Raw genomic sequence first — 17,644 nt, 5'->3', positions numbered from 1 at the left:
GGTTCGCGGCGTCAAAATTAGAATGCCCTTCGTGTTTTATTTTCATTTGTAAGAGTCGAGCTGCGGCTCCTGCATCAGAACTTCATGTTGCTGCTGTGTCCCGGTGAGAGTTTGGCGGACGGGTCCAGATAAACTTTCGCGTTGTTGACGGCGGTAGGCGCTTCCCCGAAGCCCACGGCAATGAGCTTCAGCTTGCCGGGGTACGTGGTGATGTCTCCTGCCGCGAAGATGCCGGGTACGTTCGTCTCCATCCGCGAATCGACCACGATGGAGCCGTTCTCGATCTGAAGTCCCCACTCCGCGATCGGACCCAATGAAGAAACGAAACCGAAATTAACGATGACGGCATCTACGTCAAGCACCGTCTCTTCGCCCGTCTTGACGTGCTTCAGGGTGACTTTGCGGATGGCGTCGTCGCCCTCCAAATTGATGATTTCGGTCGGCGTGACGACGTTGACGCGGGAATTCATCAGTTTCTCCACGCTGTGCTCATGGGCTCGGAATTTATCCCGGCGGTGAATGAGCGTAACCTGCTCGGCGATCGGCTCCAGCATGAGCGACCAGTCGACGGCGGAATCTCCTCCTCCGCTGATAAGAACCTTCTGGCCGGCGAACGAGTTCAGATCGCTGACGAAATAGTGCAGATTCGTTTTCTCGTACCTGGCAGCCTCCGGCAGTTCCAGCCGGCGCGGTTCGAAGGCGCCGACGCCTCCGGTAATGATGACCGCTTTGCCCAAATGGGATTCCTTATCGGTGATAACCTCGAACAAGCGCTCCTCTTTCTTGACCACCTGCAGAACTTTCTCTTCCAGACAAACGTGAATCGGAAAGTGATTCATCTGAACGGCCAGGCTGTTCACAAGTTCCTGCGCGGTCACTTTCGGAAATCCCGCTACATCGTATATATGCTTCTCCGGATACAAAGCGGCAAGCTGCCCGCCCAATTGAGGCATACTTTCGATTAACGTAACGGAAGCCTGGCGCATTCCCCCGTAAAACGCGGCAAACATACCGGCCGGTCCGCCCCCGATGATTATCAGATCTTTCACTTGGTCGTGCTGAATTTCGGTTTCACTCACTACTCGGACACCTCCACTTTCTGCACATTGCTTTCTGCTCCATTATAAACCTCGGGATTGCGGAAATAAACCAAATAGATGTATAAAGCCGAGTAAACCGGTTGACAATCCTTCTGAAAGGCTCTTCCAGAGGCGCTAATTTGGGACTAACTTCCCTTTTAATGCGTGGAAATTACTGGGTGAAAAACCTTCGTTTTTGAGGAAATTGACCCTTGCTATTTAACAGGGCACATTATATGATTGCATGAGATTGGTGCTGCATTTCCGTGAAAAATGGCGAATTTGCCTGGCTCTAAGGATAGAGAGAGAAACATTTTCACGGACATATCCGTTAGGAGATATGTGTTAATTTTCACAATGCAAGCCCTTAAAAAAGTATGGAAGTGAGAGAGAACCAATGAGTAGAGTCCCAAGGATAGTCATATTGGGCGCTGGCTACGGTGGTGTTGTAACATCTTTACGTCTTCAGAAACTGTTAAATTATAACGAAGCGGACGTAACGCTGGTGAACAAGCATGATTATCATTATATTACGACCCATCTGCATATGCCCGCAGCCGGAACGGATAAACCTGATAATGCACGCGTCAATATTTCCTCTCTGATCGATGAATTCAAAGTGGACTTCGTTAAATCGACCGTTGTTCAAATCCGTCCGGGTGAGAAGAAAGTCATCCTCGAAGACGGTACCCTGTCCTACGATTATCTGGTTATCGGTCTCGGCGGCGAGCCGGAAACGTTCGGAATCCCGGGTTTAAAAGAATATGCGATGACGATCCGCAGCATTAACAGCGTACGTCATATCCGCGAACATATCGAATACCAGTTCGCCAGATTCAAGCAGGAACCGGACCGCAAGGAGCTGCTCACTTTCGTCGTAGGCGGCGCGGGCTTCTCCGGCATTGAATTCGTCGGAGAACTGGCGGACCGTATCCCCGAGCTGTGCAAAGAGTTCGACGTGGACCCGGCACTTGTCCATATTTATAATATCGAAGCGGCCCCGACGGCTTTGCCCGGCTTCGATCCGGAGCTGGTGGAGTACGCGATGCGCCTGCTTACCGATAAAGGCGTCACGTTCAAAATCGCCACGGCGATCAAGGAATGCACGCCGGAAGGCGTCCTCATCGCCGGAGACGAATTCATCAAAGCGGGAACCGTCATTTGGACGGGAGGAATCCGCGGGAACCATCTCCTGGAGGATGCGGGCTTCGAAACGATGCGCGGCCGCATCAAGGTCGATGAATTCCTGCGCGCGCCGGGTTACGACAATATTTTCGTAACGGGCGACTGCTCCCTGGTGATGAATCCCGAAGGCAGACCTTACCCGCCGACAGCTCAAATCGCGACCCAGCAGGGGGAGAACTGCGCGTTCAACCTCGTGGCTTCCATCCGCGGGAACGCATTGAAAGAATTCGCGTTCGTCAACCGCGGCACGGTAGCTTCCCTGGGCAAAGGCGAAGCCATCGGTATTGTCGGAACGAAGAAAATGAAGGGCAGTACGGCGGCTCTAATGAAGAAAGTCATCGATATGCGCTACCTGTATACGATTGGCGGTCTTCCGCTCGTAGTCCGCAAAGGAAAGCTGCGCTAACCGGTTTTCCGGACAGGATGATCCAGAACGAAGCCGCTACCGGCAATCGTCCGCAGAAGGGCGCGCCGGGGCGGCTTTTTTGCTGAAACGGACAAGACAGCCAGGGGAGGTGTACATACGAAATGAGACACTGCAGTGTACAGGTACGCGGGCTCTTGACCCGCAGCGAGCTGGACCGCTACAATGCGCTGATCGAAGTCGGCCACTATCTGGAGAATCAGAAGGAATACGGTCACGTGGCCGTCGTTCAGAAAGAGATCGACATTCTTATCCTTCCGGCGATAGAACGGCTCAAGGAGAAGAGCCGCCAGCGCGACCGCGACACGGAGGACTATCTGCGCCGCAAGGCTGAGATGGAAGCCGAAATGAAGCGGATCGCGGAAGAAGACGACGAGGATTAGGGAGCCGTTTCGCGCCGTTCGGGTTCCTGCGGAAGGGGACATAACGGCCGCCGTCTTCGCGAGGTTTGTCGGCACGCAGCGAAAACGCCAAATCGTGTGTTACGCGGGGCTTAACTCGTGCAGCACAGCGCCCACGGCATGCGTACGAAAGCAAGGCGGCTGCACGGAACGCAGCGGCTGCACTGTACGTGAGGCTCGCCCGCAAGCGTCCGCTGTGGCACGGTTCGTCGGTCGCGAGGAAGCGCCCGCCGCGGCCTCTCCCGCCGGGCGCAAAAAAGCCTGAATGTTCCCATAAGGGAAACATTCAGGCTTTTTGCTTGCCGCGGGGCGGCTTATACGTCTAGCAGACGGCCGAGGCGGTCGTTGTCGAGCAGGTTGCCGACATAGAAATCGCCGAACTCGCCGTAGCGTGCGCTCACTTCATCGAAGCGCATCTCGTACACGAGCTTCTTGAACTGCAGTGCGTCGTCGGCGAACAGCGTGACGCCCCATTCCCACAGATCGAAACCGACGGAGCCGGTGATGATCTGTTTGACTTTGCCGGCGTAGCTGCGGCCGATCATGCCGTGGCTGCGCATCATGGCTTTGCGCGAGTCGAGGTCGAGCATGTACCAGTTGTCGCCGCCTTGGCGGCGTTTGTTCATCGGATAGAAGCAGATGTGCTTCGCTTTAGGCAGCGTCGGCTTCAAGCGCGCGACCACTTCCGGATTTTCCATAGGATCGGAGCCCGGCTTGGCCATGTAGCTGCTCAGTTCGACGACCGATACATAGGAGTAGACCGGGATTGTGTATTTGGCGAACGCCGCTTTGTTGAAGGCGGTCTCCAGATCGTTCAGCTCTTCGAGCGTTTCGCGGAGCTGCATGAACAGAATATCGGCCTTCTGGCCTACGATGCTGTACAGCGCCGTGCTTCCTTCTTTATTATCTTCAATTGTTGCCCACTCGCCGATAAACGAACGAAGCTCGTCCTCCGCGCGCTTGCGCTCTTCCGGAGACGCTTCTTTCCAAGCATTCCAGTCCATGCGGCGGAAATCGTGCAGGGCGTACCAACCTTCTAATGTTTCGATGGCTTCACTCATAAGAAACGGAAACCCTCCTTTAATCTAGAGAAATTCGGGTCTTACCAATCTTTCTCATTGTATCGGCTCCGCTTTCAAAAGGCAAATGAACAAACGGTGTCGAGGGCGCAATGTTCATGATGTGGACACTTTACCTGACCGTGGAAATTGCTTTACAATAGAGAGAAGACTGCGTAAAAGGAGTGGACCGATTTTGATTCAGTTGGTCATCGTCATCGTCCTGATGTTCGTGCTGTTTTTTGGACTCGGGTTTATTCTAAATATGCTGATGAAAACGACCTGGTTTCCGGTCTATGCGTTTGTGGCGCTGATCATCGGGCTGAGCTTCTATTACAGCGACAAAATGACATCGATTACAGCGGTGGACATCGCGCCGGTCATCGGCGGGCTCATTGGAGCCGTCGTGAGCGGGACAACCATCCGCACGCTGAGAATCAAAGGATTCAAAATGTTCTAGAACGCGCTGTATAGACAGCCAGAAAAAGCCCGGAGCAGCAGCTCCGGGCTTTCTTAATTAGACGGGATATCCTTTTGTGGACTTCCGCAGCCGATTAGTACGAATGGTACGAATCGTGATAGCCGTAGCCTCCATAAGGCTCTTTGGGAATGAACAGGGAAGCGATGATGTAAATCAGGGTGAAGGTGCCGAAGCTGAACACGGCTCCGATTACGGCGATCAGGCGGACGATCGTAGCGTCCACATTCAGGTACTGGGCAAGTCCCCCGCAAAGTCCTGTAAGTTTACGGTCTGTTCTGGAACGGAAAAGTTTATTCATTATTAATTCTCTCCTTTGGAATGGTCGATTGTGGGGGCCGGAACCCGTCCGGCCCGTTTGTCTTGCGCCGTTTTTCGTATTTCATGTCTTTATCTTACCGGATTGGAAGGAGAGCCAAAACGGCCCTAAGGCGGTTTTGGAGTTAGACTTTAGTCGGGGCGGCCCCTCGTCATTAAGGCCAGGTAACATTTTTCATTCCCTTCCATGTCGAGATTTGTGGTAAAATGATGTTCAGACCTTTTAAGGTACGGATGGAGTTTGATGCTATGCGATTGACCAATTTGCTGCATTTTACAGAGAATCACCGGTTCTGCGTCTACCGGGATTTCGCGTTAAGCAGTCTTGATTATAAAATGTTGTCTTCGATCTATCAGCCGATGATCGGGGGCTATGCCGTCAGCTTGTACCATACGCTCTACCAGCAGGTTCCGTCGGATAAAACGGGCTATGCCGGGCTGGAGCAGCAGCGCAAGCTTTTTTTATCGCTGGAATTGGACCCGGGCGAGCGCAGCCGCAAGCTGTTCATCGAGCAGTCCTCGAAGCTGGAGGCCGTCGGGCTGCTTCAGACGTCTCGCATTTACATGCAGGACGAGGATGATTACATTTACGAGTACACGCTGTTCTGCCCGCTTTCACCGAACGAATTTTTCCGCAATCAGCATCTGACTCTGCTCCTCCGGGATAAAATCGGCAAGTTTCTGCTGCTGTCGCTGCGTGACGAGCTTACGATGCCGGAGCCCGCGGAGCTGGCGGGAGCGGACAGCGAGAATTTGTCGGTGCCTTTCTACGAGCTGTTCCGCTTGAACACCCAGGTGATCGACTACGAGCTGGAGCAGGCTCTGTACGAAGCGTCGGCCGGCAAACAAGCCGCGCAGGCGCTTGACGTGACGACCAAAGGCTACGCCTACGCGGATCTTATCACCCGGTATCCCCGGGAGTCGTTTAACCGCATCTATGTCGAGAATTTGAAGTACAAGCCCGAAACGATGATCTCCATTAACATGGTCGCGAGGAAATACAGCCTGACTCTGCAGGAAACGGTCCGTCTGCTGGATGAGGACGGAATGTTCGACGAGGACGGCGAGCTTCAGATCGATTCCCTGCAGTACAAGGCGAATCTGTATTTCCGCCAGGGAAAGAAGAGAGAGGAAGAACGCGAGCGTTTCCTTCACCGCGCAGAATCGGGTGACGCCGGGGGCAATTCGGCCGATTCCGAAGAAGGAGCCCGGTCGGTGGAAATGCAGTACTACCTGGAGGTTCCGGCTTTCCTGCAGGCATCGCACAACGAGCACCAGTACAATTCGCTGCTTAAGAACGAACCTTACACCCTGGTGCTGCAAAGCTTTTTTACCCAAGGTCCGGTTCCGAACGGCGTTCTGGATATTTTCGAGAAAATCGATCTCAATTATAAGCTTAAAGAAGAAGTCATTAATGTCCTGATCCATTATATCCATATCGACAAACGCTCGTGGGCCAAGTCGTCCATCGAAGCGGTCGCGTCGGACATGCTCGGCAAGCAGATCGCCTGCTTCGAGCAGGCCGTCGAATATGTGCGCCAGCGGCTGCAGTTCCGGCAGCAGGCGGCGGCCAAAGCGGCGGCGGCCAAAGCATCCGGCGGTTACGCCGGCAAGGGGAAAGCACGCACGGCCGGCAAGCAGATGAAGCCGCAGATTCCGATCGTCCAGAACAAGGGACAGACGTCCCGCGTGACGGAAGAAGAGCTGGAAGCGATGCTGCGCAAGGCGAAGAAGCTCGATGAAATGTTTAATTCCTGAGAGTTCTAGACAATGGCGGGAGGAGGAACCCCGATGGAATCCCTGTCTGATATGCTGAAACAAATGCCCAAGAGCAGTTGGATGCAGAGGGCGGAGGAACAGGCCAAACAGGTGCTGGAGGATCCGCTGATCCTGAAGCTTCGCGGGCAATATCCGCAGCTGGACGATCATACGCTCAAGATCAATATGAACCGTCTGTACCAGTATGCGAGAGAACATAAGAACTGTCTGAACTGCCCGGGACTGGAGCGGTGCCCGAACGATATGCAGGGGCATTATACAATGCTGAACGTCGAAGACAACGGCGGCCGGACTTATATTCACGAAGAAAAAACGGCCTGCCGCAAATTTATAGCGAAGCAGTCCCAAGATGCGATCCGCAGCCGAATCCGCACGTTTCATATCGACGAGCAGGCGCTCAGCCGGGAGCATACGTACGCGGATATTTTGCGGGCGGATATGGAGCGCGCCAAAGCTGTCGATTTCCTGAACGACTATGTGATGCGGACAACGGAAGAAGGGCTGCAGAAGAAAGGGCTTTACCTGCAGGGCTCCTTCGGTACGGGCAAAACGTTCCTGATGTGCTACATGCTTTATCAGCTGGCGAAAAAGGGCTTTACGGGAGCTATCGTATATATGCCGGATTTTGCGGAGGATCTCAAAGGGATGTTCGGAGAGCCGCAAAAGCTGAAGGAGACGATCGAGCTGCTGAAGGAGACGGACCTTCTGGTCTTCGACGATATCGGAGCGGAGAATCTCAATCCGTGGCTGCGCGACCATGTCTTGGGAGCGATTCTCAACTACCGGATGAACCGCAAGCCGACGTTCTTTACGTCCAATTACGATCTGGACGCCCTGGAGAAGCATTTCAGCTTTACGAACAAAGACGGTGACGAAGAGTACAAAGGCCAGCGGATTATGGACCGGGTGCGGCCTTATGTCGAAGTCGTGACCGTGGACGGATATAACAAACGGGGGGCCTAGGTGCCGCCCGTTTGTTCGTGTACGCCAAGAGCCGCCGCGGAATGCGATCCGCAGGCGGCTCTTGGTTGTTCCTGCTCCGCGATATGCCGCCGGCATGCCTTGGAGCAGGGAAGGTGAGGCCGGCAGCGAGGTTGCCCGGCTTATTTCTTTTTGAGGCGCTCCAGATCGTGCGCGACCTGCTCGACCATCTGGACGAATGAGCTGAGCTCCTGGGAGCTTGCGGCTTGCGTGCGCGCGTAGATGGACGTCTGCTCGGACTCGCCGTGTACGGTGCCGAGAATCGTGCGGATCGCGGTCAGCTTGTCCTCAATCAGCTCCAGCGATTCCCGGGAACGGGAGGCGAGCTTGCGCACTTCGTTGGCGACGACTTCGAAGCCGCGTCCGGCATCGCCCGCGCGGGCCGCTTCGATGGCCGCATTGAGGCCGAGAAGGTGAGTCTGCTCCGACACTTCCTTCATGAGGGCGCCCATCGCGTGGATGTGGCCGACTTCTTCCTCCAGGTCTTTTAAATATTGATGCGACTTGTCCTGGGATTCCGCGGTTTGTACGGCCGTCTCGGCCACGATCTGACTGCTGCTGCTCAGCTCGACCATCATGGAGGCGAGGTCCTGAACGGCTTTGGAAATACCGGAGAGCATGATGGCCTGATCATCGGCCAACTGTTGTATTTTAGCTTTCTCGTCATGCTCGTACGCTTCCAGAACGAGCTGCGAGTCAAGATTGAACATTTTCGTCAGGGCATGGACCACTTCAAGCCAGGCTCCGTCCGGAAGGACACGCTTGAAATGACGGAGGGACAGATCGAGATACAGCATGTAGGTTCCGAGGTACCATTCCGTTGTCAGACCGATCCGGGAATGCACCCTGCCTACGACCAGCCGGTTCTGGATATACTGTTCGTTCAGTACGCCCGAAGTCATGGACAGGAAGTAAGCCGCTTGCGTCTGCTTCAAGCGCTCCAGCGTGCTGTGCCGCGAGATCAGGTCTCTGAGTTCGGGTTCGGCGGCGATTTGCTCGTAGAGCTGCTCCACCACCTCATCCACGATTTCTTTGAAAGCGGGTTCATTTGTTTTTAGCAGCTGCAGGTCATTCTCGGTTATACCGGTAAAACGGACCTGCTTCATCCGGTCATCAGACAATTGAATCAAAAAGGGCACCCCATTTTCTCTAGTTTCATCTGTTATTAGCAAGGGCGGAAATGGCCCTTTACCAGAATTCTCCGTTTTGAGACCAAAGTCCTGCTTGATTGCTGCCAAAAGGTATTTTTCTCCCGATAAACGCAGGAAAACAAGAAAAAAACCTGTCCGCATATGCAGCAGGTTTCTTTCAGGCGGTCCGGATTATCCGATCACCAGTTTAATAATGACCCCAATGATGAAAATGATCATCAAAACGGCGAAGAATCCGCCAAAACCGAGGGCAACATCCATAAAATCGTTGCGGGGCTCTTCATTCAAATGAAGTTCCGGATGTTTAGGATCGCTCATGCCTGTTCCTCCTCACTTGTCTGCCCGAAAATAAGCAGACGTAGGCTTATTGCCAGTATACCCATTTTTCGCGAAACTTGTAAAGATGCCCGGAGATTCAAAGCATGACAAAGTTGGCACAACCCGTAGACTGCCAGATTTTAGGGCTTGCCCTGTTCGGTTGAAAAACCGACACATTGTGGTATACTTTACATGTTGACAATATCCGGATCCGCTGAGGATTTCGATGAACTTTTAGATAAATGAGGAGGAAGAAATCATGGCGATCGTAAACGTAACAGACCAGTCCTTTAAAGGCGAAGTAGAAGGAGAAGGCACGGTTCTCGTTGATTTCTGGGCACCATGGTGCGGACCTTGCAAGATGATCGCACCGGTTCTGGAAGAATTGGCTAAAGAAGAAGAAAGCTTGAAAATCGCGAAAGTGAACGTGGATGACAATCCGGAATCCGCTTCCCGCTTCGGCGTTATGAGCATCCCGACCCTGATCGTATTCAAAAACGGTCAACCGGTCGACAAAGTCGTCGGTTTCCAATCGAAGGACGCGCTCAAGAACGTTCTTTCCCGTCACCAATAATTGCCTCGCGCAAACAAACGATGAGAAAAAGCTCTTTTTCTGCTATGCTGAAAAGGAGCTTTTTTTGTCATTTATCCGATAAAGACAGAACCATTTTGGATACAGGAAGCCTAAGGAGGGAGAGGCAGTGACGGAAGAACGGGGGGGAGAACCTCTCCACAGAATGACCCGCGAGGAGAGCGAGGACCATATTCGCAACAAGCTGGCCTTGCTGCCGGATAAGCCGGGCTGTTACCTGATGAAGAACGCGGAAGGCACGATTATTTACGTGGGAAAAGCCAAAGTGCTCAAAAACCGCGTGCGTTCTTATTTTACCGGAAGCCATGACGGGAAGACACAGCGGCTTGTGTCGGAAATCCGTGATTTTGAATATATCGTGACCTCAAGCAACATCGAGGCGCTTATCTTGGAATGCAATCTGATTAAACAGCACTACCCGCGCTATAATGTGCTGCTTAAAGACGACAAGTCGTTTCCTTATATCAAAATTACCCATGAAGAGCATCCGCGTCTGGAAGTGACGCGCAAGATCGTCAAAGACAAAGGGAAGTATTTCGGGCCTTATCCGAACGCTTTTGCCGCGCAGGAGACGAAAAAGCTGCTTGACCGGCTGTATCCGCTGCGGAAGTGCAAAACGATTCCGGACCGCGTCTGCCTGTATTATCATCTGGGCCAGTGCCTGGCTCCGTGCGAGCATGACATCACGCAGCAGCAGAATGACGAGATGGTGCAGGGGATTGTGCGCTTCCTCAACGGCGGTCACGAACAGGTCAAGCAGGAACTGACCTCGAAGATGCACGCCGCGGCAGAGGATTTGAACTTCGAGCGGGCGAAGGAGCTCCGCGATCTGATCGTGAACATCGACGCGGTGATGGAGAAGCAGAAGATTACGACCACGGATGTGGTGGACCGCGATATTTTCGGCTACGTAGCCGATAAAGGCTGGATGTGCGTGCAGATTCTGTACATGCGCCAGGGCAAGCTGATCGAACGTCATGTGACCATGTTCCCGTACTATGGAGACGAGTACGAGGACTTTATCACTTACGTGATGCAGGTATACAGCGAGAACCCGGCGCTGCCGAAGGAAATCTTCCTGCCCGGCCGCAGCCAGCAGGAAATGCCGGCGGGAAGCCTGAGCGCCGGTATGGAGGCAGCGGCGGGAGCGGCTGTCCCCCAGGCCGGAGAAGACGGCGGATCGCCGGAGAGTCTGCGGGAAGCCCCGGAGGAGGCGGCCGCGCCGTCGCAGCTCGCGGCGGAAGCCGAGGAGCACGCCGGTTCCGATTCGCGCGGCATGCCGACGACTGCGGAGCAGAAAGACGTGAAGGAAGCGCTGGAGAGCTGGCTGAAGGTGAAAGTGCATTTTCCGCAGCGCGGGCTCAAAAAGCAGATGGTCGACATGGCCAGGGACAACGCGCGCGTCGGCCTGGAGGAGAAGTTCCGCCTCATCGAGCGGGATGCGCAGCGTACGGTGCTGGCAGTGGAGAACCTAGGCAGTTGGCTCGGTACGGGGCCGGTCACGCGGATCGAGGCGTTCGACAACTCGAACATTCAGGGCTCCGACCCGGTGGCCGCGATGGTCGTCTTCACGGACGGCAAGCCGGACCGGAAGGAGTACCGCAAGTACAAGATCAAGACCGTGAAGGGACCGGATGACTACGAGTCCATGAGGGAAGTCATCCGCCGCCGTTACGAGCGGGTGCTGAAGGAGAATATGGCGCTGCCCGATCTGATCATCGTGGACGGCGGCAAAGGTCAGATGTCGGTCGCTATCGACGTGCTGGAGAACGAGCTGGGGCTGTTCGTTCCGGTGTGCGGCTTGTCCAAGGACGCGAAGCACAAAACCGCGATGCTGCTGGCCGGCGATCCCGCCGAAGTCGTCCCCATTCCGCGCGACAGCCAGGAATTTTACCTGCTGCAGCGGATCCAGGATGAAGTCCACCGCTTCGCGATTACGTTCCACCGGGAAAGGCGGGCGAAGTCGATGGTCGTTTCGCAGCTCGATGCGATTCCCGGTATCGGGGAGAAACGCCGGAAGCTGCTGCTGAAGCATTTCGGGTCCGTTAAAAAAATCAAAGAGGCCGCGGTTGAAGATTTTCGGCCTCTGGGAATCGGCGAGAAGCTCGCCGCACAAATATTGACCGCTCTGCGGGGAGAACAAGAACAAGAGGAACCGTCCATTTGAGACGGTTCCTCTTTTTTGTGCGTTTAATGCGGCCACAAGTCGCCGGTGATTGCACTTCCGCTGGCTTCCGGGACTTGCCGCAGCCAACCACCGGTTATGCCGTCCGCGCCGCGGGGCTCCATCAGGGTCTTAGCGGCGATGTGCCGCATGACCGTGTCCATCGTACTGCCGCCGTGTCCGGGCTGCTGCCATGTCCAAGAGTCCGGGGCGGCTTGCTGCCGGCAAGGGGGCCATTGGCCTCGCGTGCAGACAAAGCCGGTGACTTTCTAGACGGGCCGCCGGTTCTGCCTGCTTCCGCTCATAAACCTCAGTTTGTGAAGCCCGGATACCGCGAGGGCGACGGCGGCCGGCAGCGCCATATAGAGCAGGCCTAGCGCAGGCGTGCTGGCTGCCAGCCCTTCGCCCGTGAGAAGGGACAGGCCCATGAGGATGCTGTCCATAGCCGTATGGGCGAACAGGGCGGTCAGGAACCCGTACCGCAGGAAGGCGTAGCCGAAGACGAGGCCGAGCACCGTTACCTCGATCAGCCTGGTGTACACCGGGTAGATCGGATAGGCGGTGTGACCCGCCGCCCAGATGAGGCTGGGCAGAAGCACGGCCAGCCATTTGAACCGGAGCAGCCTGCTGAACAGGGCGATGCCGAGCAGCCGGAAGGTGGCCTCCTCGGAAATGCCGGCCGCCCAAGCCATCAGCGGAAGCAAAGCGGGCTGCAGCATGTTGCGGGGAGACGACATCGGATCGTTCACCGACCAGACACCGAAGCCTTTCTCCGCCACAAGGAACAGCACCTGCTGGAGGCCGAGCAGGAACAGGCAGAGCAGATAGCCCTGCACCATGCTGCGGGTTATGTGCGCGCCGAAGTCGGCGTCGCGCCAGCGGGGCATGACGGACTTTCCTTCACGTCTCCACAAGGCTTCGCCGGCCGTGAAAGAGAAGTAGACGGCTGCGGCCATCAGCAGCGTAACGAAGTTGATCAGCACGATCGAAAGGATCGCTTCCTGGCCGCTGCTCGTCGGCGTACTGCCGGCTTTATAGGCCGGATACATGTTGATGTTGTTCATGACGTAGATCACGACATATACCGCCGTTAGCAGAACGCCACGGGAAAAATCGACCGTCCTCCGTTTAAGGACGGTATAACCGAGGGCGATCAGGGCCATCAGGCCGTTGCCCCACAAGCTGATGCGGGTCCACATGGAGGCGGTATCCTCCTGATGCTTCAGCCAGGACGTGAAAGCGGCGGGGAGCCGGAACGATTGGGTGAATGAGGAAACGGAGGTTCCATCCAGCTTCACGCCGATCGTCAGCTTTGCGTCCCCGACAGGCTCTTTCTCCCGCTCGAACAGCAGCATGCCGGACATGGCGGCCGGAGGACTGATCCGCTTGAACTCCGCCTCTTCGTAGCCCTGCCGTACGATCGCTTCCCTGGCGGCCTTCTCCGCATCCGACGCGGACACGGCCGCCAGGGATTCGCCGCCGATGCGGGACCAGCCGATTACGGCTTTCGTGGTCATATGGATATCGATGACCCACTTCCGGACCGAAGGGGAAGCCTCGGCGACTTCTACCCGATAGTAATCGACGGGCACCCGGCTGGCGTAGCTCTTGTCATACAACGTTTGAAGCTTCTCTTTGGTCAGATAACCGCTGAGTTCCTTCTCCGATTGATAGCTGACGAATGTGCCGGGAGACCCTCCGACCGTAACGGCGCCGGAGCCGTTATCGGCATCGGCGCCCTGCCTTTGCCGCAGCCATGCGACCGCAGCCTCCGCGGCTTGTTCTTTCGTAATGGAGGCTGACGTTTCGTAAGGATCGGAACCGGCGGGAGCGGCCCCGGTATTATAGATGAAAACCACGGCTGCATATAGAAGGAATCCGGTCAAGGCGAGCAGCAGCAGCGGGTTATCCGGACCGTATTTTTTCATGGTCAGCTCCTTCTCCGATCGTTTTTTTAACCGTATCACAGTTTGCGTAAGGATGCCAATTCGTGACTCCCAGTTAGCTGCAGGAAGATTGTCTAGGTTTCCCCCCGTAAAATCCGGTTAAAAGGGCTTTGTGCTTGTTTAATAACAGATATATAATGCGGATGATTCATTTCTTCGCACAACTTCATACGCCGAATTTCCGTTGGAAAACGGGGGAACCATACTTTGGGGTGAATTTTACCGCTTGTGCCTGAATCGGGCAGGGTAAATAGGGTGGCCTGTACATCCGAATCCGTCAGCTAACCTCGTAGGCGACCAGCAGGAACCATAACCGAAAGGGCAGTGGGACTCCAGTGTCTTTTTTGTGCTTCATATAGGAGGAAATTATGTGTTAAAAAAGTCGAGATTTACGCCGCCGCAGATCCTTGTGCTCGGATTTGCCCTCATTATTTTCATCGGCTCGGGCTTATTGATGCTGCCGGTCTCGTCAACGGACGGGCTGCCGCTTCCGTTCATCGACGCTCTCTTCACGGCCACCTCGGCTACCTGTGTAACAGGTTTGGTCGTGGTAGACACCGGAACGCATTTTACGACGTTCGGACAAATGGTCATCATTTCGCTGATTCAAATCGGCGGCCTCGGATTCATGAGTATGGCGACGCTTTTTGCTTTCATCCTGCGCAAGAAGATATCGCTCCGCGAAAGGCTGCTGCTTCAGGAAGCCTTGAACCAGGGCAGTATGGAAGGGATTGTCCGTCTTTTCCGGAAGGTACTGATCTACTCGCTGACGATCGAGGGAATCGCGGCCGTCCTGTTTACCGCCCGCTGGTCGGTGGATCTCGGATTTCCGAAGGGGCTGTACTACGGCATCTGGCATGCCGTTTCCTTTTTCAACAATGCCGGGTTCGACTTGTTCGGTCCGATTACGGGCCCCTTCACCTCGCTGACCGCTTACGCCGGCGATTTTATTACCAATGTAGTGACGATGGCGCTCATCGTTCTGGGCGGAATCGGTTTTATCGTGATGTCCGATGTGATGGATTACCGGAAAACGAAGAAGCTGACCCTTCACTCCAAGGTGGTGCTGAGCGCCACAAGCATTCTGATCGTGACCGGGGCGCTTGTTATTTTTATCTTCGAGTATTCCAATTCGAAAACGCTGGGTTCGCTGGACTTCGGCGGCAAGATTCTCGCTTCGTTTTTTCAATCGGTCACACCGCGTACGGCGGGGGCGAATACGCTTGATCTCGCTTCTCTCCGCCAAGCGTCCCAATTTTTCATGATCATCCTGATGTTTATCGGGGCTTCTCCGGGATCGACCGGGGGCGGGATCAAGACGACTACGTTTACGATGCTCGTAGGGGCTATCGTCGCGATGGTGCGGGGAAAAGAAGATATCGTCTTCTTCCGCAACCGTCTCGGCAAGGAACGCATCCTGAAGGCGATCACTTTGACGATGTTTGCACTCTTTCTTGTTATTTTCGTTACCATGCTTCTGTCTACGACGGAAGATCACGAGTTTCTTATGATTTTGTATGAAGTGACCTCGGCATTCGGGACCGTAGGACTCACCCTGGGGCTGACCACGAAGCTTACCGTGTTCGGCAAGGTTATGATCGCCCTGACGATGTTCGCGGGACGTCTCGGGCCTTTGACACTTGCGTACGCGCTGCAGCCTAAAGCCGAGAAAGAACTGTACCGTTATCCCGAAGGAAAAATCACGATAGGTTAAGGAGAAACAAAACAATGGCTTTCATTCAATATGCAGTTATCGGACTCGGACGCTTCGGTTCCAGCTTGTCCCAAGAATTGACTCAGCTCGGGCACGAGGTGCTGGGCATCGACAGAGATGAAGAGAAAGTGGACGAGATGAGCGACAAGCTCACCCATACCGTGGTTGCGGACGCAACGGACGAAGAGGTTCTCCGCTCGCTCGGCGTCCGGAATTTCGATTGCGCAGTCGTGGCTATCGGAGATAATATCCAGGCGAGTATCATGGCGGCGATTCTGCTTAAGGAGCTTGGCGTTAAAACGGTCGTCGCGAAGGCGTTGACCGATCAGCACGCCAAGGTGCTTGAGAAAATCGGCGTGGACCGGATTATTTTTCCCGAGCGTGATATGGGCGTGCGCGTGGCTCACCAGCTCGTGTCGCCGAACCTTCTCGATTATATCGAATTGTCCAAAAACTACACGATCGCGGAACTCGTCGTTTCCCGGCGTATTTCCGGCCTTACTCTAAAGGAACTCGATCCGAGGGCCAAGTACGGCTGCAGCATCGTCGCCATCAACAAAACGGACGACGTGATTATCGCGCCTACCGCCGAAGATGTCCTGCACGAGAGAGACGTGATGGTCGTTATCGGCACGAAAGAGCAGATCGACACGTTTGAGAGCCGCGCGATCCGCTAAGAAGCCGGAAAGGGGCGTATGCGCATGGAGAATGCTTTGACACAGCTCATTGACTATGAGCTGTATTTATTTATCCTGATTGTGGTTCTGGGCATGCTGTTCGGTAAACTGGCGGGATGGCTGCCCCTGCCCGATGTGGCGCTTTTTCTGATCGCGGGGATGATTTTCGGACAAGCGTTTCACTGGATCGCCGAACCGAGCAGTTCTCTGACCAATCAGTTCATCCTGGTCATAGGCTCCACGCTCATTCTGTTTGACGGAGGGCGCAATATCCGGCTGAGCGGGCTGAAGCATGTCTGGATCTCCGTCACGCTGCTGAGCATACCGGGTGTCATCCTTACGTGCGGGGCGGTCGCCGCCGCTTCCCACTGGTTTCTCGGCTTGCCTTGGCTGCATGCGCTCCTGCTCGGGGCTATCATTTCTTCCACCGATCCGGCTACGCTCATTCCCGTGTTCAAGCAGGTGAGAATCCGGGCCAAGGTACGCGAGACGGTAGAGAGCGAATCGGCATTCAATGACGCCACGGGCTCCATTCTTACCTTCTCGCTGATTGCTATTCTTCTGGGAACGGAGCACGTATCCGTCGCTTCAGGCGCATGGCAGTTCGTGAAAACCGCGCTGGGCGGGCTGGCGGTCGGCGCGATAATCGGATATGCGGGAGCCTTCCTGACCGCACACGTGAAAATCGGCTTTCTGCGCGATTACGCGACGATTCTGATGCTGGCGGCGGCTCTCGGCTCTTATCTGGCGGGTGAAGATCTGGGGGTCAGCGGTTTTATGGCGACGTTCACGGCCGGGCTGATCTGGGGCAATTCCGACGTCTTCAAGCTGCATATGGAGGATAAAAAGCAGGAAATGACGCATTTCTCGGAAAATGTGACCGTTCTGATGCGGATGCTGATCTTTATCCTGCTCGGCAGCCAGGTTAATTTTCCGCTACTGCTCAAATATTTGTGGCCGAGTCTCGGCATCATTTTCGTGTTCATGTTCATCGCCCGTCCGCTGGTCGTGCTTGTCTGCACGCTGCCGGACCGCAAAGCGAAATGGACTTGGAGAGAGATTGTCTTCATGTTCTGGGTGAGGGAGACCGGCGTGATTCCTGCCGCGCTTTCCGGCATGGTGGCGGGGCTGGGCATCGCTCATGCGGATCTGATCGCTTCCGTTACGTTTATGGCGGTGTTGATCACGATCCTGTTCCAGGCGAGCACCACGGCCTTTGTGGCGCGTAAGCTGGGCCTTGAAGAGGACAGCGGCGGCGGAGGCGCGCATGGCGTACCGTCCGCGAAGCCGGGAACTCAATAATTAGAAGAAACTTTTCTTTAGGATGATAGAAAATGGAAACCGCCTATGCTTGCATAGGCGGTTTTTTGGCGAAGGCT

The 17,644-nt window shown here is 55.0% G+C and carries 16 protein-coding genes and 1 riboswitch; of the genes, 10 read left to right on the top strand and 6 right to left on the bottom strand.

What is annotated here, in order from left to right; translation table 11 throughout:
* Positions 1 to 74: 74 nt before the first annotated feature.
* Entirely contained in the window at positions 75 to 1,079 is a 1,005-nt protein-coding gene (locus tag KVT34_RS09905; protein ID WP_309244075.1) for an NAD(P)/FAD-dependent oxidoreductase, read from the bottom strand.
* A gap of 397 nt (positions 1,080 to 1,476) precedes the next feature.
* Between KVT34_RS09905 and KVT34_RS09900 the strand changes: the two genes are divergently transcribed.
* Both KVT34_RS09900 and KVT34_RS09895 read left to right on the top strand, forming a co-directional pair.
* Complete coding sequence (locus tag KVT34_RS09900) at positions 1,477 to 2,670, top strand: NAD(P)/FAD-dependent oxidoreductase (protein WP_217558400.1); 1,194 nt, start codon at positions 1,477 to 1,479, stop codon at positions 2,668 to 2,670.
* Between the two features lie 122 nt (positions 2,671 to 2,792).
* Positions 2,793 to 3,071 (top strand): hypothetical protein, encoded by a 279-nt coding sequence (locus tag KVT34_RS09895; protein WP_009676256.1) that lies wholly within the window; start codon positions 2,793 to 2,795, stop codon positions 3,069 to 3,071.
* Positions 3,072 to 3,403: 332 nt separating this feature from the next.
* On the opposite strand, the gene hemQ is transcribed toward KVT34_RS09895, so the two are convergent.
* The gene (gene hemQ, locus KVT34_RS09890; RefSeq protein ID WP_217558399.1) at positions 3,404 to 4,150 is read right to left on the bottom strand and encodes a hydrogen peroxide-dependent heme synthase; all 747 of its coding nucleotides are present in this window, start codon (positions 4,148 to 4,150) and stop codon (positions 3,404 to 3,406) included.
* Positions 4,151 to 4,343: 193 nt separating this feature from the next.
* Between hemQ and KVT34_RS09885 the strand changes: the two genes are divergently transcribed.
* Positions 4,344 to 4,607 (top strand): YuiB family protein, encoded by a 264-nt coding sequence (locus KVT34_RS09885; RefSeq protein WP_009676274.1) that lies wholly within the window; start codon positions 4,344 to 4,346, stop codon positions 4,605 to 4,607.
* 94 nt (positions 4,608 to 4,701) lie between these two features.
* Here the strand turns inward: KVT34_RS09885 and KVT34_RS09880 are convergent, their stop codons facing one another.
* A complete protein-coding gene (locus KVT34_RS09880) occupies positions 4,702 to 4,926 on the bottom strand; it encodes a PspC domain-containing protein (RefSeq protein ID WP_217558397.1) in 225 nt (74 codons plus the stop codon).
* A gap of 266 nt (positions 4,927 to 5,192) precedes the next feature.
* Here KVT34_RS09880 and KVT34_RS09875 point away from each other — a divergent pair, with 266 nt between their 5' ends.
* Together KVT34_RS09875 and dnaI are read left to right on the top strand one after the other, a co-directional pair.
* The gene (locus KVT34_RS09875; RefSeq protein ID WP_217558395.1) at positions 5,193 to 6,701 is read left to right on the top strand and encodes a replication initiation and membrane attachment family protein; all 1,509 of its coding nucleotides are present in this window, start codon (positions 5,193 to 5,195) and stop codon (positions 6,699 to 6,701) included.
* Between the two features lie 33 nt (positions 6,702 to 6,734).
* Positions 6,735 to 7,685 carry a primosomal protein DnaI gene (gene dnaI, locus KVT34_RS09870; RefSeq protein WP_217558394.1) on the top strand — a complete coding sequence of 317 codons (951 nt, stop codon included), beginning with the start codon at positions 6,735 to 6,737 and terminating at the stop codon, positions 7,683 to 7,685.
* Between the two features lie 140 nt (positions 7,686 to 7,825).
* Here dnaI and KVT34_RS09865 read toward each other — a convergent pair whose 3' ends face one another.
* Both KVT34_RS09865 and KVT34_RS09860 read right to left on the bottom strand, forming a co-directional pair.
* Positions 7,826 to 8,833: a globin-coupled sensor protein gene (locus KVT34_RS09865; RefSeq protein WP_217558393.1), complete on the bottom strand. Its 1,008-nt coding sequence runs from the start codon at positions 8,831 to 8,833 to the stop codon at positions 7,826 to 7,828.
* Between the two features lie 192 nt (positions 8,834 to 9,025).
* The gene (locus KVT34_RS09860; protein WP_103995858.1) at positions 9,026 to 9,172 is read right to left on the bottom strand and encodes a YqzM family protein; all 147 of its coding nucleotides are present in this window, start codon (positions 9,170 to 9,172) and stop codon (positions 9,026 to 9,028) included.
* Between the two features lie 259 nt (positions 9,173 to 9,431).
* Here KVT34_RS09860 and trxA point away from each other — a divergent pair, with 259 nt between their 5' ends.
* Positions 9,432 to 9,746, top strand: coding sequence for a thioredoxin (trxA, locus tag KVT34_RS09855; RefSeq protein WP_009676258.1), 315 nt, complete (start codon positions 9,432 to 9,434; stop codon positions 9,744 to 9,746).
* A gap of 163 nt (positions 9,747 to 9,909) precedes the next feature.
* Positions 9,910 to 11,931, top strand: a complete 2,022-nt coding sequence (gene uvrC, locus KVT34_RS09850) for an excinuclease ABC subunit UvrC (RefSeq protein ID WP_217558556.1) — start codon at positions 9,910 to 9,912, stop codon at positions 11,929 to 11,931.
* A gap of 266 nt (positions 11,932 to 12,197) precedes the next feature.
* Here the strand turns inward: uvrC and KVT34_RS09845 are convergent, their stop codons facing one another.
* Positions 12,198 to 13,856: a CPBP family intramembrane glutamic endopeptidase gene (locus tag KVT34_RS09845; protein WP_217558392.1), complete on the bottom strand. Its 1,659-nt coding sequence runs from the start codon at positions 13,854 to 13,856 to the stop codon at positions 12,198 to 12,200.
* Between the two features lie 179 nt (positions 13,857 to 14,035).
* Positions 14,036 to 14,185: riboswitch (cyclic di-AMP (ydaO/yuaA leader) on the top strand.
* A 59-nt stretch (positions 14,186 to 14,244) separates the two neighbouring features.
* On the opposite strand from KVT34_RS09845, the gene KVT34_RS09840 reads away from it, so the two are divergent.
* From KVT34_RS09840 to KVT34_RS09830, 3 genes are read left to right on the top strand one after another with little or no spacing between them, the layout of a single operon-like run.
* Positions 14,245 to 15,588, top strand: a complete 1,344-nt coding sequence (locus KVT34_RS09840) for a TrkH family potassium uptake protein (RefSeq protein ID WP_217558391.1) — start codon at positions 14,245 to 14,247, stop codon at positions 15,586 to 15,588.
* Between the two features lie 14 nt (positions 15,589 to 15,602).
* The gene (locus KVT34_RS09835; RefSeq protein WP_217558390.1) at positions 15,603 to 16,265 is read left to right on the top strand and encodes a potassium channel family protein; all 663 of its coding nucleotides are present in this window, start codon (positions 15,603 to 15,605) and stop codon (positions 16,263 to 16,265) included.
* Between the two features lie 24 nt (positions 16,266 to 16,289).
* Positions 16,290 to 17,567, top strand: coding sequence for a cation:proton antiporter (locus tag KVT34_RS09830; protein WP_217558389.1), 1,278 nt, complete (start codon positions 16,290 to 16,292; stop codon positions 17,565 to 17,567).
* Positions 17,568 to 17,644: the final 77 nt, after the last annotated feature.

Source organism: Paenibacillus sp. GbtcB18, from assembly GCF_019091125.1.
GTDB classification, from domain to species: Bacteria; Bacillota; Bacilli; order Paenibacillales; family NBRC-103111; genus Paenibacillus_F; species Paenibacillus_F chitinolyticus.
The sequence above is the reverse complement of the archived record's forward strand: the minus strand, read 5'-3'. Positions and strand labels throughout refer to the sequence as shown.

Bases quoted from the DNA above. Each gene is read 5' to 3' on its own strand.
- KVT34_RS09900 (WP_217558400.1), top strand. From the start codon at position 1,477: ATGAGTAGAGTCCCAAGGATAGTCATATTGGGCGCTGGCTACGGTGGT.
- uvrC (WP_217558556.1), top strand. From the start codon at position 9,910: ATGACCCGCGAGGAGAGCGAGGACCATATTCGCAACAAGCTGGCCTTG.
- KVT34_RS09835 (WP_217558390.1), top strand. From the start codon at position 15,603: ATGGCTTTCATTCAATATGCAGTTATCGGACTCGGACGCTTCGGTTCC.
- KVT34_RS09830 (WP_217558389.1), top strand. From the start codon at position 16,290: ATGGAGAATGCTTTGACACAGCTCATTGACTATGAGCTGTATTTATTT.
- KVT34_RS09875 (WP_217558395.1), top strand. From the start codon at position 5,193: ATGCGATTGACCAATTTGCTGCATTTTACAGAGAATCACCGGTTCTGC.
- KVT34_RS09860 (WP_103995858.1), bottom strand. From the start codon at position 9,172: ATGAGCGATCCTAAACATCCGGAACTTCATTTGAATGAAGAGCCCCGC.
- KVT34_RS09895 (WP_009676256.1), top strand. From the start codon at position 2,793: ATGAGACACTGCAGTGTACAGGTACGCGGGCTCTTGACCCGCAGCGAG.
- dnaI (WP_217558394.1), top strand. From the start codon at position 6,735: ATGGAATCCCTGTCTGATATGCTGAAACAAATGCCCAAGAGCAGTTGG.
- trxA (WP_009676258.1), top strand. From the start codon at position 9,432: ATGGCGATCGTAAACGTAACAGACCAGTCCTTTAAAGGCGAAGTAGAA.
- KVT34_RS09880 (WP_217558397.1), bottom strand. From the start codon at position 4,926: ATGAATAAACTTTTCCGTTCCAGAACAGACCGTAAACTTACAGGACTT.
- KVT34_RS09845 (WP_217558392.1), bottom strand. From the start codon at position 13,856: ATGAAAAAATACGGTCCGGATAACCCGCTGCTGCTGCTCGCCTTGACC.
- hemQ (WP_217558399.1), bottom strand. From the start codon at position 4,150: ATGAGTGAAGCCATCGAAACATTAGAAGGTTGGTACGCCCTGCACGAT.